This is a genomic window from Croceibacterium segetis, assembly GCF_011320115.1.
Lineage (GTDB): Bacteria > Pseudomonadota > Alphaproteobacteria > Sphingomonadales > Sphingomonadaceae > Croceibacterium_B > Croceibacterium_B segetis.
The window spans coordinates 1-23,407 of the sequence record NZ_JAANOZ010000012.1 but is presented as its reverse complement, the minus strand read 5'-3'; the positions used below and the strand labels follow the sequence as shown (position 1 = coordinate 23,407).

At 62.8% G+C, this 23,407-nt stretch carries 23 protein-coding genes; 19 read left to right on the top strand and 4 right to left on the bottom strand.

The annotated features are described in order from the left end of the window. The first annotated feature begins 7 nt into the window (after positions 1 to 7). From G7B69_RS12970 to G7B69_RS17055, 6 genes are all read left to right on the top strand, one after another. Complete coding sequence (locus tag G7B69_RS12970) at positions 8 to 1,330, top strand: MFS transporter (protein WP_243415170.1); 1,323 nt, start codon at positions 8 to 10, stop codon at positions 1,328 to 1,330. Between the two features lie 111 nt (positions 1,331 to 1,441). Continuing rightward, the gene (locus G7B69_RS12965) at positions 1,442 to 2,401 is read left to right on the top strand and encodes a helix-turn-helix domain-containing protein (RefSeq protein WP_166179945.1); all 960 of its coding nucleotides are present in this window, start codon (positions 1,442 to 1,444) and stop codon (positions 2,399 to 2,401) included. Positions 2,402 to 2,676: 275 nt separating this feature from the next. Continuing rightward, entirely contained in the window at positions 2,677 to 3,618 is a 942-nt protein-coding gene (locus tag G7B69_RS12960) for an amidohydrolase family protein (RefSeq protein WP_166179943.1), read from the top strand. A 7-nt stretch (positions 3,619 to 3,625) separates the two neighbouring features. Beyond that, entirely contained in the window at positions 3,626 to 4,219 is a 594-nt protein-coding gene (locus G7B69_RS12955) for a gamma carbonic anhydrase family protein (protein ID WP_166179941.1), read from the top strand. Between the two features lie 47 nt (positions 4,220 to 4,266). Continuing rightward, positions 4,267 to 4,410, top strand: coding sequence for a hypothetical protein (locus G7B69_RS12950; protein WP_166179939.1), 144 nt, complete (start codon positions 4,267 to 4,269; stop codon positions 4,408 to 4,410). Next, on the top strand, positions 4,347 to 4,733 hold the full coding sequence (locus G7B69_RS17055; protein WP_166179937.1) for a DUF1330 domain-containing protein: 387 nt from the start codon (positions 4,347 to 4,349) through the stop codon (positions 4,731 to 4,733). The genes G7B69_RS12950 and G7B69_RS17055 overlap by 64 nt, the downstream gene beginning before the upstream one ends. On the opposite strand, the gene G7B69_RS12940 is transcribed toward G7B69_RS17055, so the two are convergent. From G7B69_RS12940 to G7B69_RS12930, 3 genes are read right to left on the bottom strand one after another with little or no spacing between them, the layout of a single operon-like run. Next, a complete protein-coding gene (locus G7B69_RS12940) occupies positions 4,684 to 5,466 on the bottom strand; it encodes an SDR family oxidoreductase (protein WP_166179935.1) in 783 nt (260 codons plus the stop codon). The two genes, G7B69_RS17055 and G7B69_RS12940, sit on opposite strands and share 50 nt — an antisense overlap. Before the next feature lie 57 nt (positions 5,467 to 5,523). Beyond that, entirely contained in the window at positions 5,524 to 6,417 is an 894-nt protein-coding gene (locus G7B69_RS12935) for a DUF8021 domain-containing protein (protein ID WP_166179933.1), read from the bottom strand. A 1-nt stretch (position 6,418) separates the two neighbouring features. Beyond that, positions 6,419 to 8,530, bottom strand: coding sequence for a nuclear transport factor 2 family protein (locus G7B69_RS12930; RefSeq protein ID WP_166179932.1), 2,112 nt, complete (start codon positions 8,528 to 8,530; stop codon positions 6,419 to 6,421). 644 nt (positions 8,531 to 9,174) lie between these two features. On the opposite strand from G7B69_RS12930, the gene G7B69_RS12925 reads away from it, so the two are divergent. The 10 genes from G7B69_RS12925 to G7B69_RS12880 all read left to right on the top strand — a co-directional run bounded on the left by G7B69_RS12925 (position 9,175) and on the right by G7B69_RS12880 (position 20,078). Then, positions 9,175 to 11,853, top strand: a complete 2,679-nt coding sequence (locus tag G7B69_RS12925; protein WP_166179931.1) for a TonB-dependent receptor — start codon at positions 9,175 to 9,177, stop codon at positions 11,851 to 11,853. A 131-nt stretch (positions 11,854 to 11,984) separates the two neighbouring features. Continuing rightward, the gene (locus G7B69_RS12920) at positions 11,985 to 13,196 is read left to right on the top strand and encodes a sialidase family protein (protein ID WP_166179930.1); all 1,212 of its coding nucleotides are present in this window, start codon (positions 11,985 to 11,987) and stop codon (positions 13,194 to 13,196) included. A gap of 63 nt (positions 13,197 to 13,259) precedes the next feature. Further along, entirely contained in the window at positions 13,260 to 14,099 is an 840-nt protein-coding gene (locus G7B69_RS12915) for a dienelactone hydrolase family protein (protein ID WP_166179929.1), read from the top strand. 11 nt (positions 14,100 to 14,110) lie between these two features. Further along, positions 14,111 to 15,469 carry a sialidase family protein gene (locus G7B69_RS12910; RefSeq protein WP_166179928.1) on the top strand — a complete coding sequence of 453 codons (1,359 nt, stop codon included), beginning with the start codon at positions 14,111 to 14,113 and terminating at the stop codon, positions 15,467 to 15,469. 87 nt (positions 15,470 to 15,556) lie between these two features. Then, positions 15,557 to 16,273 carry an IS6 family transposase gene (locus tag G7B69_RS12905; RefSeq protein WP_166179927.1) on the top strand — a complete coding sequence of 239 codons (717 nt, stop codon included), beginning with the start codon at positions 15,557 to 15,559 and terminating at the stop codon, positions 16,271 to 16,273. 246 nt (positions 16,274 to 16,519) lie between these two features. Beyond that, complete coding sequence (locus tag G7B69_RS12900; RefSeq protein ID WP_207786020.1) at positions 16,520 to 17,665, top strand: DUF3734 domain-containing protein; 1,146 nt, start codon at positions 16,520 to 16,522, stop codon at positions 17,663 to 17,665. A 108-nt stretch (positions 17,666 to 17,773) separates the two neighbouring features. Then, positions 17,774 to 18,049 carry a BufA1 family periplasmic bufferin-type metallophore gene (locus G7B69_RS12895; protein WP_166179925.1) on the top strand — a complete coding sequence of 92 codons (276 nt, stop codon included), beginning with the start codon at positions 17,774 to 17,776 and terminating at the stop codon, positions 18,047 to 18,049. A gap of 4 nt (positions 18,050 to 18,053) precedes the next feature. Continuing rightward, the gene (bufB, locus tag G7B69_RS12890) at positions 18,054 to 18,878 is read left to right on the top strand and encodes an MNIO family bufferin maturase (protein WP_166179924.1); all 825 of its coding nucleotides are present in this window, start codon (positions 18,054 to 18,056) and stop codon (positions 18,876 to 18,878) included. Then, a complete protein-coding gene (locus G7B69_RS12885; protein ID WP_166179923.1) occupies positions 18,871 to 19,602 on the top strand; it encodes an HvfC/BufC N-terminal domain-containing protein in 732 nt (243 codons plus the stop codon). Before bufB ends, G7B69_RS12885 begins: the two co-directional genes overlap by 8 nt. Positions 19,603 to 19,697: 95 nt before the next feature. Continuing rightward, positions 19,698 to 20,078, top strand: a complete 381-nt coding sequence (locus G7B69_RS12880; protein ID WP_423717952.1) for a DoxX family protein — start codon at positions 19,698 to 19,700, stop codon at positions 20,076 to 20,078. A gap of 108 nt (positions 20,079 to 20,186) precedes the next feature. Here G7B69_RS12880 and G7B69_RS16865 read toward each other — a convergent pair whose 3' ends face one another. Continuing rightward, on the bottom strand, positions 20,187 to 20,570 hold the full coding sequence (locus tag G7B69_RS16865; protein ID WP_243415169.1) for a hypothetical protein: 384 nt from the start codon (positions 20,568 to 20,570) through the stop codon (positions 20,187 to 20,189). A gap of 366 nt (positions 20,571 to 20,936) precedes the next feature. Between G7B69_RS16865 and G7B69_RS12870 the strand changes: the two genes are divergently transcribed. The 3 genes from G7B69_RS12870 to G7B69_RS12860 all read left to right on the top strand — a co-directional run bounded on the left by G7B69_RS12870 (position 20,937) and on the right by G7B69_RS12860 (position 23,356). Continuing rightward, positions 20,937 to 21,425, top strand: coding sequence for a MarR family winged helix-turn-helix transcriptional regulator (locus tag G7B69_RS12870; protein WP_166179921.1), 489 nt, complete (start codon positions 20,937 to 20,939; stop codon positions 21,423 to 21,425). After that, entirely contained in the window at positions 21,422 to 22,447 is a 1,026-nt protein-coding gene (locus G7B69_RS12865) for a S41 family peptidase (RefSeq protein ID WP_166179920.1), read from the top strand. Before G7B69_RS12870 ends, G7B69_RS12865 begins: the two co-directional genes overlap by 4 nt. Positions 22,448 to 22,894: 447 nt before the next feature. Continuing rightward, complete coding sequence (locus G7B69_RS12860; RefSeq protein WP_166179919.1) at positions 22,895 to 23,356, top strand: response regulator; 462 nt, start codon at positions 22,895 to 22,897, stop codon at positions 23,354 to 23,356. Positions 23,357 to 23,407: the final 51 nt, after the last annotated feature.

Genomic DNA, 23,407 nt, shown 5'->3' with positions numbered 1-23,407 from the left:
TGCATAGATGGCCATGTTAAGCTGGTACCGCGAGGCGGATAAGAAGGCCCGTCGCATCTTCTGGACCTGCAGTGCGGGCTGGGCGATGGATATGGCCGATAGCGTGGTCTATTCCTACCTGATCCCGCTGCTGATGACTGCGCTGGGCATGACGCTGGTGCAAGCCGGCTTTATTTCCAGCGCGAACTTCTTTGCCGCGGCGCTGGGCGGCTGGATCGGCGGCTGGCTGTGCGACCGTTTCGGCCGGGCGCGCATCCTCCAGCTGACGATCCTGTGGTTCTCCGTTTGCTCGTTCATTTCCGGGTTCGCTCAGAACTACGAGCAGTTGTTGGTCATTCGCGTGGTTCAGGGGCTCGGCTTCGGCGCGGAATGGGCGGTCGGCGCGGTGCTCCTGGGCGAGCTGATCGACCCCAAACATCGCGGCAAGGCGCTCGGCACAGTGCACAGCGGCGCGGCGATCGGATCTGCCATCGCCGCGGTGCTGGCGGGCCCGGTGGCCTCGGCCTTCGCGCCAGAATGGGGCTGGCGGATCGTGTTCTGGAGCGGAATCCTGCCCGCGCTGCTGATCTTCCTGGTTCGCAGGGATTCCGATGATTCCGAGATTTTCAAACACGCCAAGAAGCGTGCCGAGGCCGCCGGCAGGCGGCATTCGCTCGGGGCGATCTTCCAGCCGCGAGTCCTGCGGATAACCGCGCTCGCTGCACTCCTTTCACTCGGTGTGCAAGGCGCGGCTTATTCGATCAGCAACTACCTGACCCCGTTCCTCACTGGCGAGCGCGGCGTGACGCAAGCGACTGCCGGCTGGGTAGTGATGTGCCTCAGCGCCGGCGGCTTCTTCGGCTTCCTGGTCAACGCCTATGTCAGCGACTGGGTAGGGCGCCGCAACGTGTTCCGGCTGTTCGGGCTCGGTTTCGTGATCCTGTCGCTTACGTTCGTGCTGACGACAGCGGGCGCCTCGCCCGCCGTCCTTGCGCTGGTGGCGTTTGTGTACGGCTTCTTCCAGTTCGGCATGTACGCCTCGTTCGGAGCCTATTTCACCGAACTCTTTCCGACCGAGCTACGCGGCGCCGGCCAGGCCTTCGCTTACAATTTCGGCCGCGCGGGCAGCGCCTTTTTCGTGATGTTCGTGCCGCTAGTGGCGCTGTCGACGGGACTCGGCGCGGCGATGGGAATCATGGGCGCGGTGGGCATTGCTATCATGGTGGTGGCAACCGCGTTCCTGCCCGAAACCGCGGGCAAGGGCCTTGTGGACCTTGAGGATACGGCGTTTCGCTCAGTCTTCGGGAAAGGGTCGGCTTCGCAAATCGGGCAAGTTGACGGCCTGGGATAAAACGAAACGCTGTTTCGAAAAGCTTGACTCGTTGCGGAGGCCATGCGAGCCTCGCCGTCTGGGAATGCGTGTGCCAACCCGTCGCAGAGCGGGCCCCGGGGAGGTGAGAACATGGAACTTTTGACTACGCAGGGGTTGCCAGTGGCCGGTCGTGCGGCAGCCTGGGGCGAAATGTACGCGACCAGGATGAGCCAGTGCGAGTTCACCCCGGGAGATCATAACAGCTTCGACGCTGAACTTAGGATCGGCCAGTTCGGACCGGTGAAGCTCGCCCGGCTCTCGCTCGATCGCTGCAGCGTGGAGCGCAAGCAGTGCCACATCGCGCGCAATTCCCCACGGCTTTTCAATTTCCTGCTCCAGGCCGAAGGGGCAAGCACTTTTTACCACTGCGGCCAAAAGTCCGATCTCGAGGCGGGCGACTTCGTACTTTGCGACACTGGGCTGCCGCATTATTTCCTTACCGATAATCATTCGGTCACCGTGATGGTGCGTGTGCCGGGCGAGATCCTGCGAACTTACCTGCCCACCCCTGAACAGTTTTGTGGCCGCCAGCTCGGCCGAGCGACGGGCGTGACCCGTGCGGCCGCGGCGATGGCTCGGGAATTGAGTACGGGACTGAGCGGGGATATCGAAGCGGGATACGAAAATCGCGTGGTGCGCTACCTGCTCGAAATGATCTCGATGTCCTACACGATCGGCGTCGAGACCGTCGACGACGCCTCGGCCATCGCCTGGCAGCGCCGCAAGGACGTCATTCAGTTCATTGAGGACAATTTGCGCGATCCCGAGCTGTCGCCTGCCTCGATCTCAGCCGGCCTAAGGATATCGCCGCGATATCTGCGAACCGTCTTCGCTCCCGGAGGCGAGAAGATGAGCGCTTACATCCTGCGCCGCCGACTGGAGGAATGCGCTCGCCAGATGTCCAATCCCGCTTGGGGTGTGCACACCTTGACCGAGATCGCCTTTTCCTGGGGCTTCAACAGCGCGGCTCATTTCACGCGGACCTTCCATGAGAAGTACGCCATGCCGCCACGTGAATACCGAAGGCTTCAGCTCGCCAAAGCGGCATAGGCAGAACTTCGGGCTCGGAATTCTCGTTCAAAACGAAGTTCGACCATGATCCCCCGCATCAATTGGGGCTTGATCCCGTTGCCCGCGCGCCAGAGTCATCGTCGAATGCAGGCAAGCAAGTTATCCGGCCCCGGCAGGCAAGCTACTCGGACCCCACACGCCGTAATCGACGTTCAGCGCCGGGCCCATCGGTGCGCAAGTCTTGAGCCCATGCGCGAGACGGTCGATGTGAAGCCGGGGCGTTAAACGCTCCGAATTGCGAGGAATTGTTGAGTATGTCGGCCAAACTACTGGACACGCATGCTCATCTGATAGCCGACGATTGGGACACTTATCGCGCCCGCCCCTTCACTGCCGACCTGCCGGTTCCGGAGCGCCCAGATTTCACGGTGACCGCGGAAGCGCTTCTGAAGCTCATGGACCGACACGGCGTGGACCATGCCTGCCTGGTCCAGCGCGGGCATGTTTACGGCTACGACAACAGTTACATTCTAGATTCGGCGCGCCGATTTCCTGACCGCTTCCACCCGATCGTAATCCTCGATACTCAGGACCCTGCCACGCCCGATGCCTATCGCCGGATGGTGCGGGAGGATGGGGTTGCCGGATTCCGCATGGCGAACAGCCGGCCATGGATACTCGATACCCGGTGGATGAGTTCACCGACGGCCATGAAAATCTGGGAGGCGTGCGCGGATCTCGGGACGCCGGTGACGATCATCGTGTTCGACAACCAGCTTTCCTACGTCCTGCCGCTTATCAAGCTGATCGCGAAGACGTATTCGGACTTGCCAATCGTGCTCGATCACGGCGCGATGCCATACGGTATGTCGCAGTACGAGCTCGCCCTGCGCGAACAGGCGGGGGAGGTCGTGTCCATGCCGCCGCCGCCCGATTACGGCATAGCAGGCACGATCGCGATCTTTGCCGACGTGCCGAATGTCTATTTCAAGATCACCGAGATCAACATGGAGCGGCTGGTGAAGGCGAATGTCGGTTCTGCCGGACTGGTTCGCCGGATGGTCGACGTGTTCGGGCCCGACCGGCTGGTCTGGGGATCGGACGTCGGTCAAAGCATGTTATGGGATTACGCCACCAAGGTTTCCATGGCCCGCGAAGCCGCCGCCGAACTTTCCGAGGCCGACAAGCGCAAATTCCTTCACGACAACGCGGCGCGCATCTACCGACTCGATACGGCAGGCACTGCGACAGTCTGATGCAGTCATGAGCGATTGGGCAACCATCCTTCCATTCGATGGCAAGACCCCGCGCATACACGCAAGCGCCTTTGTAGCTCCGGGTGCGCGCATCATCGGTGACGTCGAAATCGGGCCCGATGCGAGCGTCTGGTACAATTGCGTCCTGCGCGGCGACATCAACCGAATCGTCATCGGGGCGCGCTCGAACCTGCAGGACGGGACGATCGTCCATGTCGAAGGCCCGCGGCCAGGTGGTGCGGGTCTACCAACGATCGTGGGCAAGGACGTACTGGTTGGCCACATGGCCATCCTGCATGGTTGCGCGGTGGAAGACGATGCCTTCGTCGGCATGGGCGCGATTGTAATGGACGATTGCAGGATTGGCGTCGGGGCGATGCTCGCGGCCGGAGCCATGCTCACGCCCGGAAAGCACATTCCTGAAGCGCAGTTATGGACTGGTCGACCCGCCACCTTTCGGCGCAACCTGACCGCGCATGAGCGCGGCACTATGGCGACGCAGGCGCGGCATTACGTCGACAACGCCCGGCGTCACGTCGAGGCCTTGCGCGTAGCTCCCGGCACAAGGCCAAATTGCGCCAGCCGGACATCGACCAGCTAACGGCCCGGCTGGTTGCATCTGAGCCAGATTAGTTGAGGCCGATACCCATGCACCTGAAGTTGTTCGCCCCGCTTGTCGCCGGCCTTGCCCTGACGACTTACGCCACCGGCGGTCTCTCCTCGGGTATTTGGCCGCCGCCGCCGAAGGTCTACATCGTTGCCGAGGTCGACGTGAAGGACCTCGCGGCCTAGCGCAACTATGCGAAGACCGCTTTTCGATCATCCAGAAGTATGGTGGCAACTTTCTGACCTGGGGAGGCAGGACCATCGCAGTGGAGGGCGATCCGCCAGCGGGGCGGGTCATGATCATCGAATTCGCGAGCCTCGATCGCGCCAAAGCCTTCGAATACTCCGAGGAGTGTTCGGACATCGCACCGCTCAGGCACGCGTCGGTCAGAAGCCCTCTGTTGATCATCGAAGGAACAGCCGATGCGGCCGCCAGCAAGCCTAGATTCTCGAGCCCGCCTAGAGGGCGGCGATGTAGCCCCCGTCGAGCGGCAGGATGGCGCCATTGACATAGGCACCGGCGCGCGACGCAAGGAATACGACCGCCCCTTCGGCGTCCTCGGCCGTCCCCGCACGGCCAAGCGGAACAAAGGTCGCAACGCTCGCCCTGACTCTCTCGGAACGGGTGTCTGTCAGGCCTGAAGGAAATGGTCCCGGCGCGATGGCGTTGACCGTTACCCGGTCCTTGCCCAGCGCCTTGCACAGCGAGCGGGTCAGGTGATGAATCGCCGCCTTCGACGTGTTGTAGGCGTGCGCCTCCCAGTTGGGAATATGCAGACCCCCAATCGATCCGACGTTTATGATCCGCGCCGGATCTTCGTCCCGCGCCGCGGCCTTGAGCTGCGGAAGCAAGTGTTGCGCGAGGAAGAACGCTGCGCGAACGTTCACATCCATCACCAGATCCCAGTCGCTTACGGTCATCTCGGCCAGGCTCCCGGCCGCGTTTGCGCCGGCATTGTTGACCAGAATGTGCAGCCGGTCCTCGCGCTCGGCGATTTGCGCCGCGAGGGCCGCGGGGCTCCCGGCCTCGCTCAATTCGGCGACAAGGCCGATGCATTCGCCGCCGCTGTCGGCAAGCTGCTGGGCGAAAGCCGTGACCTGGCCAAGGTCGCGCCCCGTGATGTAGGTTTTCACCCCGCGCCTGACGAGTCCCCCGGCGATCATCGCCCCAATGCCTCGGCCGCCGCCGGTGACCAGCGCGATCTTGCCGGCAAGGGCAAAGAGCGTGTCTGAGGTATCCATGTGAGTTTCCATCATGTCGTCAGCAGCCGCGCATGGGGGAGACTATGGCCCCGCAGATCAGCGCTGCACGGGCGGCTCGGCCGATTTCCACCCGCGCGGGGTGGAAATCGGCAGCGGCTCGAAAAACGCGTTGATCGCATGGATTTCACCGCCCCAGACCTTGAACGCCTCGTATGTCAGCAGGGCCTTGCCCGGACCATACGAATCCGTGAAGCCGAAATTCATCCACAACACGACGGTGCCCGCATGTTCATCGACAGCGACGACGCTCGCCAGCAGGCCCGGATGAACCATGATCCGCTGGCTGTACATGCCGCAATCGCTCAGCTTGCAGCCATGGCCGGCGGTAATCACGCCATTTTCGACCCGGTAGGCATCGTGCGCGAAAGGCGTGCCGGCGTCCGTGAAATCGCCTCGTCGCAGACCGTCGGCGTAAGTCAGGGCGGTGGCGATCAGCGCGGTTCGTGATTGCCCTTTGCCAGACGGGACTGGGTCGTTCATTCCGCGGATCGATGCGCCGAGCTCGGTCGGTTGGAAACGGGAGTCGGGCGTAACCCGCTGGGCCAAGGTCTCGATCCCGGCGATCCGCGCACCATCCATATGGAGCGCGACCGAGTAGAGGACCGACCTCGAGCCCTCGAACAGTTCGACGTGGGCGACTGCGACGTGCTTTTTCTCATCGAGGTAATCGTGCCGGAATTCGCCGTTTCGCGTCACCGTCCGCCAAAGCCCTTCGCCGAGCTTGAGGACGCGCGAATCTTCGGTGAAGCGCGCGTTCGGAGTCAGCGGCAGCGCAGACGGATCGTGCGCCACCAGCGCGGCGATGTAGCGCGTGAGCATGCCCGAGAGGCAGGTCCGATCGCAATCGGCTGCGGCGGCGGGGGTTGTCGCCAGGGCCGCCACCGCGACGAACGCGAGGGTGCCACGGCGGATCAGTCGCCGCAGGCTCACGCTATTTCGCGCCCCCGGTCGCGCCAGCCGGATCGGGCAGCGTCAGCTCGATCCCGTCGATCGAGGGGCCGGTCGGCGGCATTTCATACCCGTTGCTGGTCAGCCGTACTTCCGGCCGCACTTCGCACGGCACGCAGTCGGGCCAGTAGTGTTCGGGCACGCGTCCGCTTACGGGATTGCGATAGTGGAACCACATCGGGAGGATGCCGGGCCAATCGATCTTCGTGCCGGTTCCGCCAGCGAACCCTTCTTCGCGTTTACCGAGGTCGGTCAGGAGCAGGTCGGGGGGATAGCGCAGCAGCAGCGGGCTGGCGCGCATCCCGCCTCCCGGCGGCGGTGTCTTGGCCGCGGACCAGCCACCCTGCCAGCTCGGCATGGTCATGTAAGGCTCGTCGATCGTAAGGGTCCACAAGCGCCAGATGCCATCCTCGAGCACGACCTGGTCGTTGGGGTACATCCCGCTCTGGATCGTCGCCGCCCGGCTCGCACCTGGGGCGGCGGGATCGTACTTGGCGGTGTTGGGATGGAACAGATATGTCCTCAGCAGGGCAGAACGACCATCGTGCGAAACGTCGACCACGGGCGCGATACGCCAATGAATCGCAAGCCGCTGACGCAATACGGTCGAAGGATCGGGTGTCTTGCCGTACATCGCCGTCGCAGCGCCGGCGATCCGGTCGCGGCCGAAGTAGTAGCCGGCGAACGGCGACTGCTTGTTGCCCTTTTCGGCGAAAATGCCGGACATGCACGGCCACTGGAAATCGTCGAGGCAATAGCCGTAGGCGGCCGAGACGTTCTCGGCCCCGTCCCACGCGGTCGAGCGCAGCAGGCGGCGGCGCACGTCGGACAGATCGGTGGTTTGGGCACGGGAGCCTGAAGGCGCGCGGCCGGTCAGCGTCTGTTCCCCGACCATTGCGAAACCATTTATCGCAACCGGCTGGCCAGTGGCGGGGTTGGGCCCGAGCCAGGCGGGCATCGCCGGCTTGACCGCGCCTAGCCGGCCGCCTTTGCCCCAGCCTTCGGCGTGGTCTGCATCCATGACGGGCGTGATCCGCATCTCGCGAATCTTCCACAGCCCGTCTTCGCGCACGAAGCGGTTGCGGAACACGCTCACCCGCCAGCTCGACGTGCCCGCGTCGGCATCGCCGATCATGGCCAGCTCCGTTCCGCGCGCGAAAGCCTCGAACCCGCCAGGCATGACTTTGACGATCGTATCGAACGGCAAGTGGTCGTTCATGATGCCGCGGCTGAGCCCCTGCGGCCCCATCAGCGTCATCGCCTGGCGCACACCGGCCTTGCCCTTGTAAAGTTTGCCGCCGATTTCGATCACACCATCATCACTGAAGAGATCGACCACGTCGTCCCACATACGCATGTCGACGTAATAGCCGTAGACGTTCTGCAAATTGCGGACGGCGTCCTGGTCGTTCAGCTCGCCTACGCGACTGGATAGCGCCATGATCGTGGCGCCGCTTGCGGGCGGCGTGCCCTGTGGGGCGGGGATGGGGATGCCGGTTTCATCGACGGTGAAATGATAGGGGACGATCGGCAAGTCCTTCTGGCCGATGTTGCTCCACCCGGTTTTGTAATCGCCTTTGTACTGCGGGAAATAATGCAGCGTGGCGAGTTTCCAGCGACCATCTTCGAGTACGTATTCGTTCTCGTAGAGCCCGCCCTCCATCCATGCGCTGCCTTGGCCGTCGCCGCGGAATGCCAAGCCGCGCCAGCGCCCCTTGGCCGACTTACCGTCCGCGGAAAGGTTGACCAGGGGATCGTCGATGAGCTCCATGTTGAGCCCGCCAGGGTTGGTAACCGGGCCATCGTGGGCGGCGAGCCATTTGGCTATCCCGCTCCTGCCTGTGACAGCCTGGTCTCCCCAGACGATCCTGCCCTGCGATGCAAAGAGATCGGCCATTTCGCTCCACAGGCCGAACTGTGCGTATTGGGCATAGATGCGCTGAAGATCCTTTACTTCGCGCAGCGACTCCATTCGGCTCACGTCGCGTTCGACACCATCGATCTGAGCCGTGGTTGGCGGCTCGGCTTGTATCGGCGCGCAAGGCGCCAGCACGACAAGAAGTGCCGCAGCAAGGCGGTGATTGATCCGAGACATCTGTTGCTCCCGAAGGGGTATGGCGCTCAGCATGTTTGGCGTGGCGGACATAAGCAAGGCTGAACCGTCAACTGCCATTGTAGTGCCAATGATTGCGCCACCTCAGTCAAAAGCTGGCAAGATCCAGCAAGAGCCAAGCTGCACCGTGGATCTCTCGGAAATGGTAAGGCCTTCGATGCGGCGCCGTTGCAAAACCACCCAGCCGTTCCGCTTCGTTAGGGTCCGTCCCTGCTTTGTTCCCGTGGCGGAGCGCAGGGGCATTACGGACTCTCGTGATCGGCGAGTGGAACACAGCAACGGGTCTGAGATATGGTCGCTGGTCCGAGGGCATTTGAATGCGGCGGTGGAGAAACCTGTCCCACTCGCACGAGCGGTCGCGCGGTCTTATTGTGGAACCTGATCGTTGGGTTGGTCCGCGCGCTCAAGAAAAACTAATCATTACAAACGCTTCGTCATTGGCTTACTGTTGGCGTAGGGGGGAATAGACGGTCCGGCTTCAGCAGTTCCGGGCCTCGGCCATCGGGAAGAAATTCCGACAAGTTCTTGGGCCCAAGCAGTCAAGCCGAAAATCAGGCCCCTAGGTACTCAGGCTTCAATTCCAATTCGAGCTTGGGGGTAGGATCACTATGAGGAAGCCTTTGGCATTGGCGACGAGCTCAGTTCTCGCCCTTCTCGTCGCGCAGCCCGCGTTTGCGCAGGACCAAGCTGCCACCCCAGCAGACAGCGCCGCTGCGAAAGCCGGGACGGCCGAGCCGAAATCCGAACGCGCTAACGGCGAAATCATTGTCACCGCGACCAAGGTCGCCACCAACGTTCAGGACGTGCCAATTGCCATCACAGCGGTAACAGCGAAGGCCCTGGAAGACCGCCAGGTCAATACATTCGCGGACCTTGGCTCCATCGTCCCGAACGCGACCTTCCAGAAGGAGGGTGCCATTTACGGCGCGGGTGTTTCGGTGACCATTCGCGGTATCGGTCTGGTCGACACGCAATTCTCGCAGGAGCCCGCGGTCGCGTACTATATCGACGACATCTACTACCCGTTCCTGTTCGGGTCCAACTTCGACCTGCTCGATCTCGATCACGTGGAAGTCCTGCGAGGTCCGCAGGGTACTCTATTTGGCCGCAACGCCATTTCGGGCGCGGTCAACATGGTCTCGCGCAAGCCGAGCTTCGATGACTTGTCGGCGTACGTCGACATGAAGGCTGGTTCCCGCAATCGCACTGACGTCCGCGCCGGCGTCAACCTGCCGATCAGCGACACGATGGCGATCGGCGTCTCGATGGTCGCGAAGCGGCAGCGAGGATATATGAAGATCCTCGATTTCAGTTGCCAGATGTACAAGAACGGCACGCCGGAACTCGCCGGTACGTACCCCTTCGCGAGTTCGAAGACGAGTTACGCCGGCGGCGTCCAGAAGCCCAAGAATTGCGTCATCGACCACGCCGGTGGCGAGGATGTGCGCGCCGCGCGGGCCACTTTGCGGTGGGAACCCGCGAACAATATCGAGCTCAACATCACCGGTGACTATTCCTACGCCAACAACGAAGGGGCGGCAGACAAGGTCACCGACATCAACATGCAGCTGACCGCGGGCCATCTGCGCGGACTTGACTCGCTCGGCGCCCCTTACGGCGACTACACCGGGGTGATCGTCAATTCCGGGCCCGGTGTGAACCGCAACCTCATCACGCTGTTCGACCTCTACTCGGTTCCCGGAACGCCGTTCCGCTTCGACCAACGCTTCCTCACCGACGATATCTACAGCACCTACGAGACCAACTGCGACCGTCTCCCGAGCGGGTACAAGATCTCCGGCAATACCTACTACAACGGCTCGATCTATCGCGGCGGCAACTGCTGGGGGCGCCGGGTTCCGGTTGAGAACTGGGGTTTGAACGGCAAGCTGCGGGTCGGGATCACTTCCGACATCGAAGCCCTGGCCATCTTCGGAATGCGCCGGATCCACACCCAGTTTGGCGCCAATTACGACGGCACGCCGCTGGTGGACGCCTACATCTATCACGAAGACGACATGAAGTACTGGACTGGCGAGTTTCGCCTGACCGGGCAGCACGGCTGGGTAGACTGGACCGCCGGCCTATTCTATTACGACGGCACCGCGACCGAGCGCGGCCAGCCCCAGAATACCGCCGCCGGGACTCAGCAGTTCCACGATGTGTTTTACTACCCCAATGCGAAGGCGGCCTACCTCAACGTCACCCTTCGGCCCTATGAACTATTCAGCTTCGCGGAGGGCCTGAGCCTGAACGGCGGTTTGCGCCGCTCCACCGACAAGAAGCTGGTCGACTACACCGCCCAGTTCGACGCCACGCCCGCGGGGCAGATCCAGTTTGTGCCGTCAAGCAGCAGCACCTACTTCACGCTGCCGATCAAGAACACCCGGTGGGACTGGAAGCTCGGCGCGGACTACAAGATCACTGATGACATCATGATTTATGGTTCTGCGGCGACAGGCTACCGCTTGCCGGGTTTCAACACCCGCATCTTCCAGGCCGGACAGATCGAGCAGCAGTTCCCGACCGCCCTGATCAGCTATGAACTGGGCTTCAAGGCCGACTTTTTTGACCGCCGCGTGCGGTTGAACGGCGATGCCTTCTGGATGGCCTATTCGATGCGCAACGGTTCCTTCGGCGGACGCGAACCGCGATACGATCCGAGCTCCACCGCCCTGGTCATCAAGCCCGGTCTGGAGACTCTGATCCCCGACGGCCCGATCGGCACAGCGTGGGAGGGCCAGTTCACGAACTGCCGGCCGTACAACGCCGCGACCGACGGGCCGCCGAACGGCTCGACGGTGGGCATCGAGTGCATCGGCCGATCGTGGAACTATCCGGTCAAGGGCGGTGATCCGATCAGGGGCGTCGAGCTCGAGGCGACAGTCGAGCCGATCGACCGCCTCATAGCGAACTTCTCACTCGGCTACACCGACCGCGGCAGCACGACGGGACGTCCCCTTACCTTCCCGGACTGGACGCTAAGCGGCGGGGTTCAATACAGGTTTGACATCCCGGCAATCGCCGGTTCGCTCACCCCGCGCCTCGACTGGTTCTGGACGGGCAAGATCGCCTACAGTTCGAACTATCCCGAGTTCGATACGCCGGCACGGTCACTCTTCAACGGTCGCCTCACCTACGAGAACGACAAGGACCAATACGAAATCGCCGCAGGCGTGACGAACCTGCTCAACAAGAAGTACTTCATTCAGAGGACCATCTTCACGCGCCTTGCGCTGTCCGTCGACCTTGCGCAGCCCGGTGAACCGCGTTCCTGGTACGTGAGCTTCAGCAAGCGCTTCTGATGTTGCGATCTCCCCCCCCTTCCGCCCGTGACAAGGGGACGCGCACCGGTTCTCTCGTCGCGGTGGATCGGCAGTTGCTTGTGGGGGAGGGTAAAACGTCCACGATGGGCCGGGCGACACGGCGAAGTGTCATGAAGAGCGGCGTGGCCGCCAGCCTGATGACGTACTCGGCGTCCGTCAGCGCGCAGGTGGGCGGAGTTCGCACCCGAGACTACGCTCCGCCGCGCAGGCTCACGAATGTCGAACACAAGGTCGTCTACCGCAAGGAGAACGAGTTCGCCGGCTGGCCCCATGTGATGGGATACTGGAATATCGGCGACGGCGAGATTCTCCAGCAGATCCGTGCGACGACCACGACTTATCCCGACGCGGATGCCATCGCCCACAACAAGCTCGGTGGGCAAGGCGCCGTCACTAAGATGCTCTCGTTCCGCTCCAAGGATTACGGGAGGACCTGGTCGGGCCCGGAGGATGACATCTTCGGCAAGATCGACAGGACTATGGCCGGCGCAGAGGACCTGGGAGACCTCCACCTCGATTACCGCGACAAGAACGTCCTCATCGCCAATAACGCCACCGCATTCGCCGCCCCGAACTCCAAGACGACGGTTCGGGTGTCGAAAGATCGGGGTCATACGTGGAGTAAGCCCTTCGAAGTGCCGCTCGACGGTCTGCATTCGGTATCGGGCATGAACTCGGTCCTCATTCGGCCCGACGGCACCGCGTTGATCTGGCTGATCGAAGTCATCGACGGATTCGATCGTCATCCGTGTGTTTTCGCGCTTCCCCCACGGGGCCTCGCTTTTCACTTCCTGTCGTTCGTCACGCCTAAGGTGGACGTGTTCCGCAATACCGCCGGTGACTGGAAGCCGCCTCTGGCTTACGCGGGACAGCATTGGTTCTACCCGCGCGGTTACCTGCTGCCCAGCGGGCGCATGCTGTGCGCGTTGCGCAGCCAGCGCGGCCCGCAAGGGGTGATGTGGACCGAACTGTACAAGAGTGACGACGGTGGACGGACCTGGTCGTTCTTCTCCCGTGTCAACGATTTCGGCGCGCCGGGCAGCCTGGTCATCAAGAGGGATGGGCGCCTGGTGATGGTCTATGGCTATCGCCTGATGCCGTCCGGCATCCGTGCCCGGGTGAGCGCGGACGAGGGAGCGACTTGGGGGCCTGAGCTCATCGTTCGCGACGACGGCGGAAGCTGGGATCTGGGGTATCCCAACGCCTGGGAAATGGACGACGGGCGGATCTGCACGATCTACTACTTCAACAGCAAGGACGACACGGTCCACGTGAATGGCGGCGTCCGTCACGTGCAGCGCAGCATTTTCTCGATCGACTGAGCCGCCGCTCGCGCCGGACAACAATCACGAACGGATGAACCGTCTCACAAGTAGAAAGAAAACATGGACATGCATGGTCTTGCTGAGAGGATAACGCGCAGATGCGTGACAGGCCTCGTCGTCGCCGCCGCAATGGGACTCTCGGCCTGCGCCACACTTCCCGCGCAAAGTGCGGCCGCTGGCGAGCAGCTTGTCACCATAACCACACCGGACGGAAGGGCCGATGCCCTGCTGTTCACACCCGCCAAGGCCAAAGCGCCGGCGGTTATCCTTTGGGGGGACCTTGCCGGGCTGCGGCCAACAATAGCCGAGATGGGGCGCAGGCTCGCCGCAGAGGGATATGTCGTACTCGCCCCGAACGCGTTCTATCGCAGCATGACGCTCGACGGCACGACCGCCAGCAAGCTCGACTTCGCGACGCGCAACAAGGAGTGGCGCGGCACGGCGACCGACGAGCGGATACTCTCCGACGCGAAGGCCTATCTCGCCTACCTCGACAGCCTGCCGCGGGTGAACACACACGCCAAAGCCGGTGCGGTCGGGTACGAGATCGGCTCGGTCCACGCGTTCCTTACCGCCCGGGCCGCGCCCGATCGGATCGCGGCGGTGGCGGCCATTCAGCCGCTGGCCATCGCCACCGCCCGGCCCAATAGTCCGCACCTGTTCGTGAAAGACAGCAAGGCAGCCTATTACGTGGCCATCGGCAAGAACGCCGATGCGCGGGAGCCGGATGACAAGGCAGACCTGGCCAGGGCATTCGCGACGGCCGGACTGAAAGGAACAGTCGTGGTCATGCCCGGCAACCACGGCTTCGCACTGTCCGACAATCCCGCTTACGACAGTCCATCGGCCGAGCGGGCCTGGGCCGCGACGATAGCCCTACTGCGCGATCGGCTGAGATGAAGGAGGGCAAGGTGAGCTCGGACACCGATGCGATGGGGGCAGCGCCTGTCCTTTCTCGCCGCGGCGCGCTCGTCGGCGGCGGCGCCGCGGGGCTTGTCCTGGTGTCCGCCGCAGCGCGCGGGCAAGCCGCACCGCTAATCCGCAAGTTCGGCCGCGCGCGCTGGGCCAAGAACATCGACAACGCGGTAGTCTACCGGAACGAGCGCGAGTTCGCGAGCCATCCCTACACGCGCGGTTTCTGGGAAACTCCCGAGGGCGGCCTGATCTGCAACTTCTCGCTTGCGACCGTGGATTATGCCGCCGCGGCTGCCGGCAATCCGGACCTTCTCAACCATACATTTCTGGTCACCAACAGTCCCGGTGGAAGGCGCGGAGCGACTGTGCGTTCGGACGACGACGGCCGGACCTGGAAGGTCGTCAGCGTCGATCCGCGGCGGCCCAACAACGATGTGATGATCCCCCAGGTGGGGATCGACGGACGGCCGGGACCTTTGAGCGAGATCGGGCCGGTCGATCTCGGTGACCCCAACGTCCTCGTCACAAATTTCAACTACCTCTACATGCAGGACGACCCGCTTGTGAAAGACTTCTATGCGGACCTCAAGACCGTGGTCGAGACGCCGGAGCGTCATTCGTTCTTCCGAATTTCCAAGGACGCCGGCAGGACCTGGTCCCGCTCTGCGATGCTGCCGATGGATAATCTGGCCTCTCTCGCAGCGTACGATTCGGCGACAGTCAGGGCTGATGGCCGTTGCCTCCTGTTCCTGACGGGGAGCACGCCGGGATTCCAGGGTTCGCCGGGCACGAACGGACCGCTGGTGTACTGTAGCACGGAGGCGGGGACCGACTTCCATTTCCTTTCCTCGATCGCGCCGGATCGCAACGGTGGACCCGCATTCATGTACCCGCGAGGGGTAGCACTCCCGAACGGGAGGCTGCTCTGCATTCTGAGGCGCGATCGCGATTGGTCTGCTGCCCAGTGGACCGAGATCTATTCAAGCGACGATGGCGGCGGCACCTGGCAATTCCTCTCGCGCGCGACCGACTTCGGGGCTCCGAGTGCGCCCGTCCTGATGAGCGATGGCAGGCTGGTCCTCGTCTACGGGCGCCGGATGGATCCGCCCGGCATCCGCGCGGTAGTCAGCAAAGACGGCGGCAGGAGCTGGAGCCCGGAGATCATCGTGCGGGACGACGCGGGCAGCTGGGACATCGGCTATCCGCGCGCGTGGGAAGTCTCCGCCGGGCGCGTCGGCGTAATCTATTACTACAATGACCGGAACGACCCTGTGCAGGTCAAGACGGAGAAGTGGCCGCCATGGGGCAAAGGCGGCGTCCGTTACCTCGCGCGAAGCATATTTTCGATCGACTAGTGCCAAGAGCCCGCGACGTTGCCCTGCCGACGGGCTCTGTCAGAGCAAATGCACCGGCTGGTAAGGAGTTGAGGGCAGGGCGGGGGAATGCCTCGTCCGAAGAAGCCTCAGAGCCCGTTCCGCTACTTCAACTCCTCGCCGGAAGTGATCCGGCTGGTGGTGATGATGTACGTCCGCTTCCCGCTGTCCTTGCGCAATGTCGAGGACCTGCTGGCCGAGCGCGGCATCGACATCTGCCACGAGACGGTGCGCCACTGGTGGAACAGGTTCGGTCCGCTGTTCGCGGCAGACGTGCGCCGGCAGCGAGCGAGCCGGATGCGCGGCTTCAGGCAGTGGCGCTGGCACCTCGACGAGATGTACGTGAAGTTGAACGGCGAGATGCATTACCTGTGGCGAGCGGTGGACCAGGAAGGCGAGGTGCTCGAGAGCTACGTCACCAAGACGAGGGACAAGGCCGCCGCCCTGACGTTCATGAAGAAGGCGCTCAAGCGCCATGGCTCACCCGAGACGATTACCACCGATGGGCTGCGCTCGTACAAGGCCGCGATGAGCGAGCTCGGCAACGCCGACAAGCAGGAGGTCGGCCGCTGGGCCAACAACCGGGTGGAGAACAGCCACCTGCCGTTCCGACGACGAGAGCGGGCGATGCTGCGGTTCCGGCAGATGAAGAGCTTGCAGAAGTTCGCCTCGCTCCATGCCAACGTCCACAACCACTTCAACCTTGAACGCCACCTCGTCGATCGACAGACTTACAAGACCCGCCGCTCGGCCGCCCTGGCCGAGTGGCAGAACCTCATGGGATGAACCATGCGCCATCAAGACACAGCTGCGCCGATCGGAGACGAGTTGCGATTAGACTGACAGCACCCGGCTGCGCCTTTCCGGCTCATTCGCCTGGCTGCTGTGGTGCACGGCGCACATCTTCTTCCTCGTCGGCTTCCGCAACCGCTTCATCGTCGGCGCCAGCTGGCTGTGGAACTACCTCACGTTCGAACGCGGCGCCCGGCTCATCACCGGCAATCCCGCCCCCGCAATCTCAGGAGAATGATCATGGCCAACCCCAGCCTGCGCAACGAATTGCGCAACCACGGCCAGCAAGTGCTGGTCCTTCAAGGAGGCGGCGCGCTCGGCGCCTATCAGGTCGGCGTGTACCAGGCGCTGCACGAAGCCGGGATCGAGCCCGACTGGGTTATCGGCACGTCGATCGGCGCGATCAACGCGGCGATTATTGCCGGCAGCCCGGCGAGTGAGCGCATGGAGCGGCTGGCGGAGTTCTGGCGCCGGGTGCAGCACGGCCATGCCTTCGAATCGCTGATGCCGGCTTCGCTTTCGACGATGTGGCGCAACATGGCGACGATCATGGGCGGGCACCCGACATTCTTCAGCCCGAACCCGCTGGCCTTCACCAGCCCGCACGCGCCGCTCGGGCCCGAGGAGGCCGGATACTATTCGGTCGAGCCGATGCGCGAGACGCTGTCCGACCTGGTCGACTTCGATCTCGTCAACCGCGGCCCTGTCAGGCTCACCGTCGGCGCGTCGCAGGTCACCTCGAGCGAGATGGTCTACTTCGATTCCCGCGACATGCCGCTCGACCTGCGCCACATCATGGCCTCGGGCGCGCTGCCACCAGCGTTCCCCGCGGTGCGCATCGACGGAGAGCTCTACTGGGATGGCGGCATTCTCTCGAACACGCCGGTCGAAGTCGTGTTCGACGACAATCCGCGGCGCGATTCAATGGTCTATGCGGTTCACATCTGGAACCCGCATGGACCCGAGCCGCAATCGATCTGGGAGGTGATGAACCGTCAGAAGGACGTGCAGTATTCGAGCCGTTCGTCGAGCCACATCAAGCGGCAGCGCCAGCTCCACCGCCTGCGCCATGTCATCAGCGAACTTTCGGCGATGCTGCCGCCCGAGGCGCGCCAGAGCCAGGAAGCCGCCGAGCTTTCCGCTTACGGCTGTCCGACACGAATGCACGTCATCCGCCTGCTCGCGCCAGTCCTCGATTACGAGGATCATTCGAAGGACATCGACTTCAGCCCCTCCGGCATCAGCACGCGCTGGACGGCCGGATACGCCGACACGATGCGCACGCTCGATGCGGCGCCGTGGCGCGAGGAAGTCGATCCGCTCGAAGGCTTCGTGCTGCACGAGGCGATGGGCGGTCAGATGGTCGAAACTTCGGCCGCGGCGTGACGCTCGATGCATCGAAACCATGCATTCCCGGTAGCGGACATCGCGCGCCGAGTGGGCGAGTGAAGCGATGCACCTTGGGTGCTCGGATCCATTCGAAAGGGAAACGCCATGAACAAGATGAATATCGCCATTGCCGCCGCGGCAGCCGCCGCGCTCGGCGCCAGCGCCGCCCACGCCGGCCCGGTCAAGCCGCAGCCGAACAAGGACAAGTGCTACGGCATCTCGCTGGCCGGCAAGAACGATTGCAAGGCCGGCGCGGGCACGTCGTGCGCCGGAACCAGCCATGCGAACTACCAGGGGAATGCCTGGAAGTACGTCGCCAAGGGCACCTGCGCGAAGATCAAGACCCCCAAGGGGTTCGGTTCGCTGACCCCGAAGGCCTGACCCGATGCAACCGACCGCCGGCGTGGCCTTCAAGCCCCAACATTTCGACGAGGCCATGGCCGCGTCGGCGGACGGCCTGTGGTTCGAGGTTCATGCCGAGAACTACATGGTTCCCGGCGGGCCGCGCCTGGCCATGCTTTCCGCGCTCCGCCAGGCGAGGCCGCTGTCGCTCCACGGCGTGGGCCTCTCGCTAGGCGGTGCCGAATTGCCTGACGCCGAGCACCTCGCCGGGCTCAAGCGACTGGTCGACCGGTACGAGCCGTGGCTGGTCTCCGAACACCTCGCCTGGTCGCGTTTCGGATCGCGTTGCCTGCCCGACTTGCTGCCGGTGCCGCGCACCCGACAAGCGCTCGATTGTGTGCTTCGCAACATCGATGCGGTGCAGCAGGCGATCGGCCGCGCGATTCTGATCGAGAACCCGGCACACTACCTGCAGATCGCCGGAGAGTGGAGCGAAGCCGAATTCCTTGGCGAAGTCGTCAGCCGCAGCGGCTGCGGGCTGCTGATCGACGTAAACAACGTCGCCGTCGCGGCGCATAACCTCGGCTACGATCCGCGCTCGTATCTGGCGGCCCTGCCGCACGCCGCGATCGGCGAAATCCACATCGCCGGCCACAGCGCCGACGCCCACGTCGACCTGCTGATCGACAGCCACGATGCGCCCGTTTCCGAAGAAGTCTGGGGTTTGCTCGAGGCCTTGCTCGGCCTGACAGGACCGCTGCCCGTGCTGCTCGAGCGCGACGGAAACGTGCCCGCCTTTGCCGACCTGATGGCCGAGCGCGACCGCGCAGCCACGCTGATCATGAGAGAGGAACTTGTCAATGTGTGAACTTGCTACATTTCAGCAGGAATTCCTGCACCAGATCGACCATGCCACGTTCGCCCATCCGGCGATGGCGGTTTACCGCAACACCGTCGCCGTGGGCGCGATCACCGCGGTTATCGATAACTTCTCCACGGTCGCTGCCCTCGTCGGTCCTAAGGCGATGAAGGCGCTGGCGCAGGAGTTCGTCCGAGATGTTCCGCCGGACAACCCGATCCTGGCCCGATACGGCGGTGCGTTTCCGTCATGGCTCGCCGAACACCCGCTCGCCGACGAGTTGCCCTACCTGGCCGACGTGGCGCGGATCGACCGCATGCGAACCGAAGCGCATCTCGCGGCCGATGCGCCCGAGTTCGGCCTCGAAGACGTCGCCCGGCTGACCGCCGAAGAATGGACCCGTTGCCGGGTGACAATGCGTCCAGCTACGCGGATCGCCTGGTTCGCGGTTCCTGCGCCGTCGATCTGGGTCGCCCATCCCGTTGCAGATGGGACCGAGATCGCGCCCGAATGGCAGGCCGAGGGAATCTTGGTCACCCGGAGTGAGGGCGCCGTCGGCGCCTGGGTCATCGGCGCGTGTGAACACCGCATCCTGCACGGGCTGCGTCTGGGCGAAACGGTCGGGCAAGCCGCGCTCGCTGCATCCCGCCTGTACCCCGGCGACAATATCACTCGCGCCTTCCGCAAGATCGTCGCCAGCGGCGCGTTCAGCTCGATCAAGATGAAGGGATAATCACAATGCATATGGATGCCACCATGCCGCACGCCGCCGAGCCGCGCCCCTCGCTCAATGATCGATTGGCGATACTTGCCTCCCGGCTGCTGCCGATGTCGCTGCTGTTGTTGATCATGCGTTTCGGAATTGCCGCGATCTTCTTTCTCTCGGGACGAACCAAGGTCGACGGCTGGTTCACTATCAGCGACAGCGCATACGAGCTTTTCGAGTCCGAATACGCCCTCCCGCTGATCCCGCCGCATGCCGCGGCGATCGGAGCGACGATTTCGGAGCACGTCTTTCCGATCCTGCTCGTGCTCGGCCTGTTCACGCGTTATGCCGCGCTCGCTCTGCTCGGGATGACCTTGGTCATTGAAATCTTCGTTTATCCCGACGCCTGGCCGACGCACCTAAGCTGGACCGGGCTGATGCTGCCCCTCATCGCTCTTGGAGGCGGACGGTTCTCGCTGGATCGAGCGTTCCGGATCGGATGAGGGGTTAAATCGACCAGCCTAGGTGGCAAGCCGGTGCTGTCAGAGCAACTGCACCTTAACATCTGAGCGTTACGTCAGTGAGGCTGTCAGTCTCGCTCTTGTCGCCGGCTATGTTCCAGGACCGGAGGCCTTTGGCCAAAATCCCATCTCCCGGGAGACGAAGATGACGTCCTCAGTCGGCTCGGTGCAGTTGCTCTGACAACACCCTGGGAAGTCCTTGTCAGCCATGGCCGCGGCGAGCTTCTGCTCGACCGTGTTCAGTCCCTTGACCGAGCCCTGGTAATTGTTCTGCCAATGCGAGGTGATCAGCTTCTCCGAAAGGCCGCTCAGCTTGGCTGGGTCGAACTTGAGGGGCTTCACTTGGTGATTGCCGGCGAACGCCGGGACGGGGATCGGGGAGCCCTGGCTGAGCGCGGGCGCACCGGCGAAAGAAACCGCCGCAGCTCCGGCGCCGGCCACGAACATGGCATTCCTGCGGGTAACCTCGGCCATATCGTTCCTCCTGGAATTGCTTCCGGGCCACTTATGTCGCGGCAGCCAGTGGCACAGCCTATCCCTGCTGAGACGCCGAGTCACGCTTAGGGCCACAGTTCCTCGACCGTGCATTCGCGACGATCGCTCAGGAGCGCCCCGCGGCGGATCGCATAGGGTCGACCATTCTCAGCTGTTCAGGCCTGTGCCGCTGAATGTCCGCAATGGGTCGACAGCAGCCATTGGCTGAATGTCCGCAACAGGGGGAATGTTGCCATTGGATGAGGCAGTCCTCGGAGCCGGTCCCGCAATGTGCTTGCGACACAAAATTATTCGTACCTAGGCACGTACCTTGACACGTAATGTTCGATGCGCTCTACCGCAAATATGGATTTCGTTACTGGCCTTGGTCCCGCGTTCGTCGCCCACCGGCTCCGCCGGCTCTCAGACCGTTTCGTTGACGAGATCGGGGAAGCCCTGGCGGAAGAAAAGCTGAGCATCCCGCCGCGTAGCGCTTCCACGATATTGCTGTTGGCCGAACGCGGACCGATGGGTCCGGTCGCTATCGCACGGACCCTGCAGTTTTCGCATCCTATGATGGTTCGCGCCTTACGCGTCCTCGAGCAACTCGGCCTCGTGCGCACCGTCGGAGATCCGAGCGATCAGCGGCGCCGAATGTCGGCGCTGACGGCGCGCGGTCGCAAAGAGGCCGCGATCCTGAAGCGTTTCAACGATCGTCTAAACCGGGTGATGCGCGAGGTTCTCGACGAGGGAAGCGGCAACGCCGACGCCTTTCTCGATACCCTCGACACCATTGTCAGTTCGCTTGACCGACGTCCGATTCCAACCCGCCTCAATATGAAAGTAGATGCATGAATCGCCTGACTGTTGCCGCCGTTGCATTGCTTGCTTCCGTTTGTGCCATGCCTGTCCAAGCCATCGATGCCGCGCCCTCGGCGGGGGTTGATGAGGATAATGCGACTGGTCCGGCGCTCTCGGCAACTGAACGTAAGGAACTGATCGACGGGATTTCCAGGGCACTGGCTGAAGGCTATGTCTATCCGGGCAAGGTTTCGGCGATCGTCGCAAAATTGCGCTTGGCGGATCGTTCCGGCCGTTATGCGAATCTCGACCAAAAAGCGCTGGCCGATGCGATGACCGACGACATTCACGCTGTCGTCGAGGACGCGCACCTCGCTGTGCACTATTCGCCGCGAGCGCTACCCGTTCCTGACCCCGACAAGGAACCCTCTGCCGCAGAACGCGCCGAGCGCGACGCCTATTTCAAGTCAGTCAATTACGGCATCCGCAAGGTCGAGGTTCTTGACGGGAACATCGGATACCTCAGCATCGAAGGCTTTCTCGACGGGGGAAAATCTGCGCCGATCATCGATTCCGCGATGACCTTCCTGGCCAATTCTGCAGCCATCGTGATCGACCTGCGCGGCAATCATGGCGGTAGCCCGGATACTGTCGCATTGGTCGCCAGTTATCTGCTGCCTCCCAAAACCCACATAAACGATATATATCTGCGCGAGGGCGACCTCACGAAGCAATATTGGACCGACAGCATCAGCGACAGTCGGCGGATTCGCGCGGACGTTCCGATCTACGTACTTACCGACAAGCAAACTGCCTCCGGCGGTGAAGAGCTGGCCTATGATCTCCAGCAACTGAAGCGCGCGACACTGGTCGGTGAATCGACTTGGGGCGGCGCCAATCCGGGCGGCACCGTCAGGCTATCGGACCACTTTGGCGTGTTTGTTCCAGGCGGACGGGCCATCAATCCGATAAGCAAGACCAACTGGGAAGGCGTCGGCGTCAAACCTGACATCGCTGTCGCCGGAGATCAGGCGCTCGCCAAGGCCGTGGAATTGATCAAGGCCAAAGCGGATTGACCAGGTTGCGGATGGCTCCGCAGTTTCCGCGGGCTGGCCTTAGGATCATGCCGGACCTTGGACAAACCGGTCGTTGATTCGAATTTTCTCAACTGTCTCCGATGGTTCTGTCAGAGCTACTGCACCTTAACATCTGAGCGGTACGTAAGTGAGGCTGTCAGTCTCGCTCTTGTCGCAGGCTAAGTCCAGGGCCGGAGGCCTTTGGCCAAAATTCCATCTCCCGCGAAACGAAGATGACGTCCTCAGGCGGCTCGGTGCAGTTGCTCTGACAACACCTTCCGAAGAGATCCAAGACGACGCTTTCGCTCCTGACTGACAAGGCGACGACAAGACAGGTCACAGCCACCGGTCATTCGTAATGTTAAGGAGCTGGGGCCTCCGGAACTTATCTAGGTGCCAACGTTGGAGAGCGCGCTCACAGACGAAGCTCAACGCGCGAGTGCGACCATGACCCACGCTCTGATCATCGATGACAATCTTATCATCAGCCGTGCTATCCAGGATCGTCTTGAAGCTTTTGGCTTCAATTCGTTCGATCACGCTTGGGCGGAGCACCAGGCTGTCGAAGCGGCTGCACTCCACGCACCTGACCTGATCGTCATCGGCGACACTATGGCCGAAGGATCCCCGCTGCAGCTGGCTGAAGAGCTGGCTCGAGCAAACGATGCACCTGTTCTCGTCGTAACTGCTCAACGGTTCATGCTGCAACACCGTATGCCCGACGGCGCGGTGGTGGACGGACCATACCACCTTACCGAGCTCGACGACGTGCTCACTGTAATGGGCAGAGGAAGCTCATTTCCGTCCCCAATGCAATGCCTTGCGGAGGGCCGTGTCAGAGCAAATGCACCACCTGGTAAGGAACTAAGGGCACGGCAGGACCATGCCTCGTCCGAAGAAGCCTCATAGCCCGTTCCGCTATTTCAACTCCTCGCCGGAGGTGATCCGGCTGGTGGTGAT

Bases quoted from the DNA above. Each gene is read 5' to 3' on its own strand.
- G7B69_RS12900 (WP_207786020.1), top strand. From the start codon at position 16,520: ATGGCCAACCCCAGCCTGCGCAACGAATTGCGCAACCACGGCCAGCAA.
- G7B69_RS12930 (WP_166179932.1), bottom strand. From the start codon at position 8,530: ATGTCTCGGATCAATCACCGCCTTGCTGCGGCACTTCTTGTCGTGCTG.
- G7B69_RS16865 (WP_243415169.1), bottom strand. From the start codon at position 20,570: ATGGCCGAGGTTACCCGCAGGAATGCCATGTTCGTGGCCGGCGCCGGA.
- G7B69_RS12865 (WP_166179920.1), top strand. From the start codon at position 21,422: ATGAATCGCCTGACTGTTGCCGCCGTTGCATTGCTTGCTTCCGTTTGT.
- G7B69_RS12965 (WP_166179945.1), top strand. From the start codon at position 1,442: ATGGAACTTTTGACTACGCAGGGGTTGCCAGTGGCCGGTCGTGCGGCA.
- G7B69_RS12870 (WP_166179921.1), top strand. From the start codon at position 20,937: ATGGATTTCGTTACTGGCCTTGGTCCCGCGTTCGTCGCCCACCGGCTC.
- G7B69_RS12905 (WP_166179927.1), top strand. From the start codon at position 15,557: ATGCCTCGTCCGAAGAAGCCTCAGAGCCCGTTCCGCTACTTCAACTCC.
- G7B69_RS12950 (WP_166179939.1), top strand. From the start codon at position 4,267: ATGCACCTGAAGTTGTTCGCCCCGCTTGTCGCCGGCCTTGCCCTGACG.
- bufB (WP_166179924.1), top strand. From the start codon at position 18,054: ATGCAACCGACCGCCGGCGTGGCCTTCAAGCCCCAACATTTCGACGAG.
- G7B69_RS12970 (WP_243415170.1), top strand. From the start codon at position 8: ATGGCCATGTTAAGCTGGTACCGCGAGGCGGATAAGAAGGCCCGTCGC.
- G7B69_RS12960 (WP_166179943.1), top strand. From the start codon at position 2,677: ATGTCGGCCAAACTACTGGACACGCATGCTCATCTGATAGCCGACGAT.
- G7B69_RS12915 (WP_166179929.1), top strand. From the start codon at position 13,260: ATGGACATGCATGGTCTTGCTGAGAGGATAACGCGCAGATGCGTGACA.
- G7B69_RS12895 (WP_166179925.1), top strand. From the start codon at position 17,774: ATGAACAAGATGAATATCGCCATTGCCGCCGCGGCAGCCGCCGCGCTC.
- G7B69_RS12860 (WP_166179919.1), top strand. From the start codon at position 22,895: ATGACCCACGCTCTGATCATCGATGACAATCTTATCATCAGCCGTGCT.
- G7B69_RS12940 (WP_166179935.1), bottom strand. From the start codon at position 5,466: ATGGATACCTCAGACACGCTCTTTGCCCTTGCCGGCAAGATCGCGCTG.
- G7B69_RS12955 (WP_166179941.1), top strand. From the start codon at position 3,626: ATGAGCGATTGGGCAACCATCCTTCCATTCGATGGCAAGACCCCGCGC.
- G7B69_RS12885 (WP_166179923.1), top strand. From the start codon at position 18,871: ATGTGTGAACTTGCTACATTTCAGCAGGAATTCCTGCACCAGATCGAC.
- G7B69_RS12920 (WP_166179930.1), top strand. From the start codon at position 11,985: ATGAAGAGCGGCGTGGCCGCCAGCCTGATGACGTACTCGGCGTCCGTC.
- G7B69_RS12880 (WP_423717952.1), top strand. From the start codon at position 19,698: ATGTCGCTGCTGTTGTTGATCATGCGTTTCGGAATTGCCGCGATCTTC.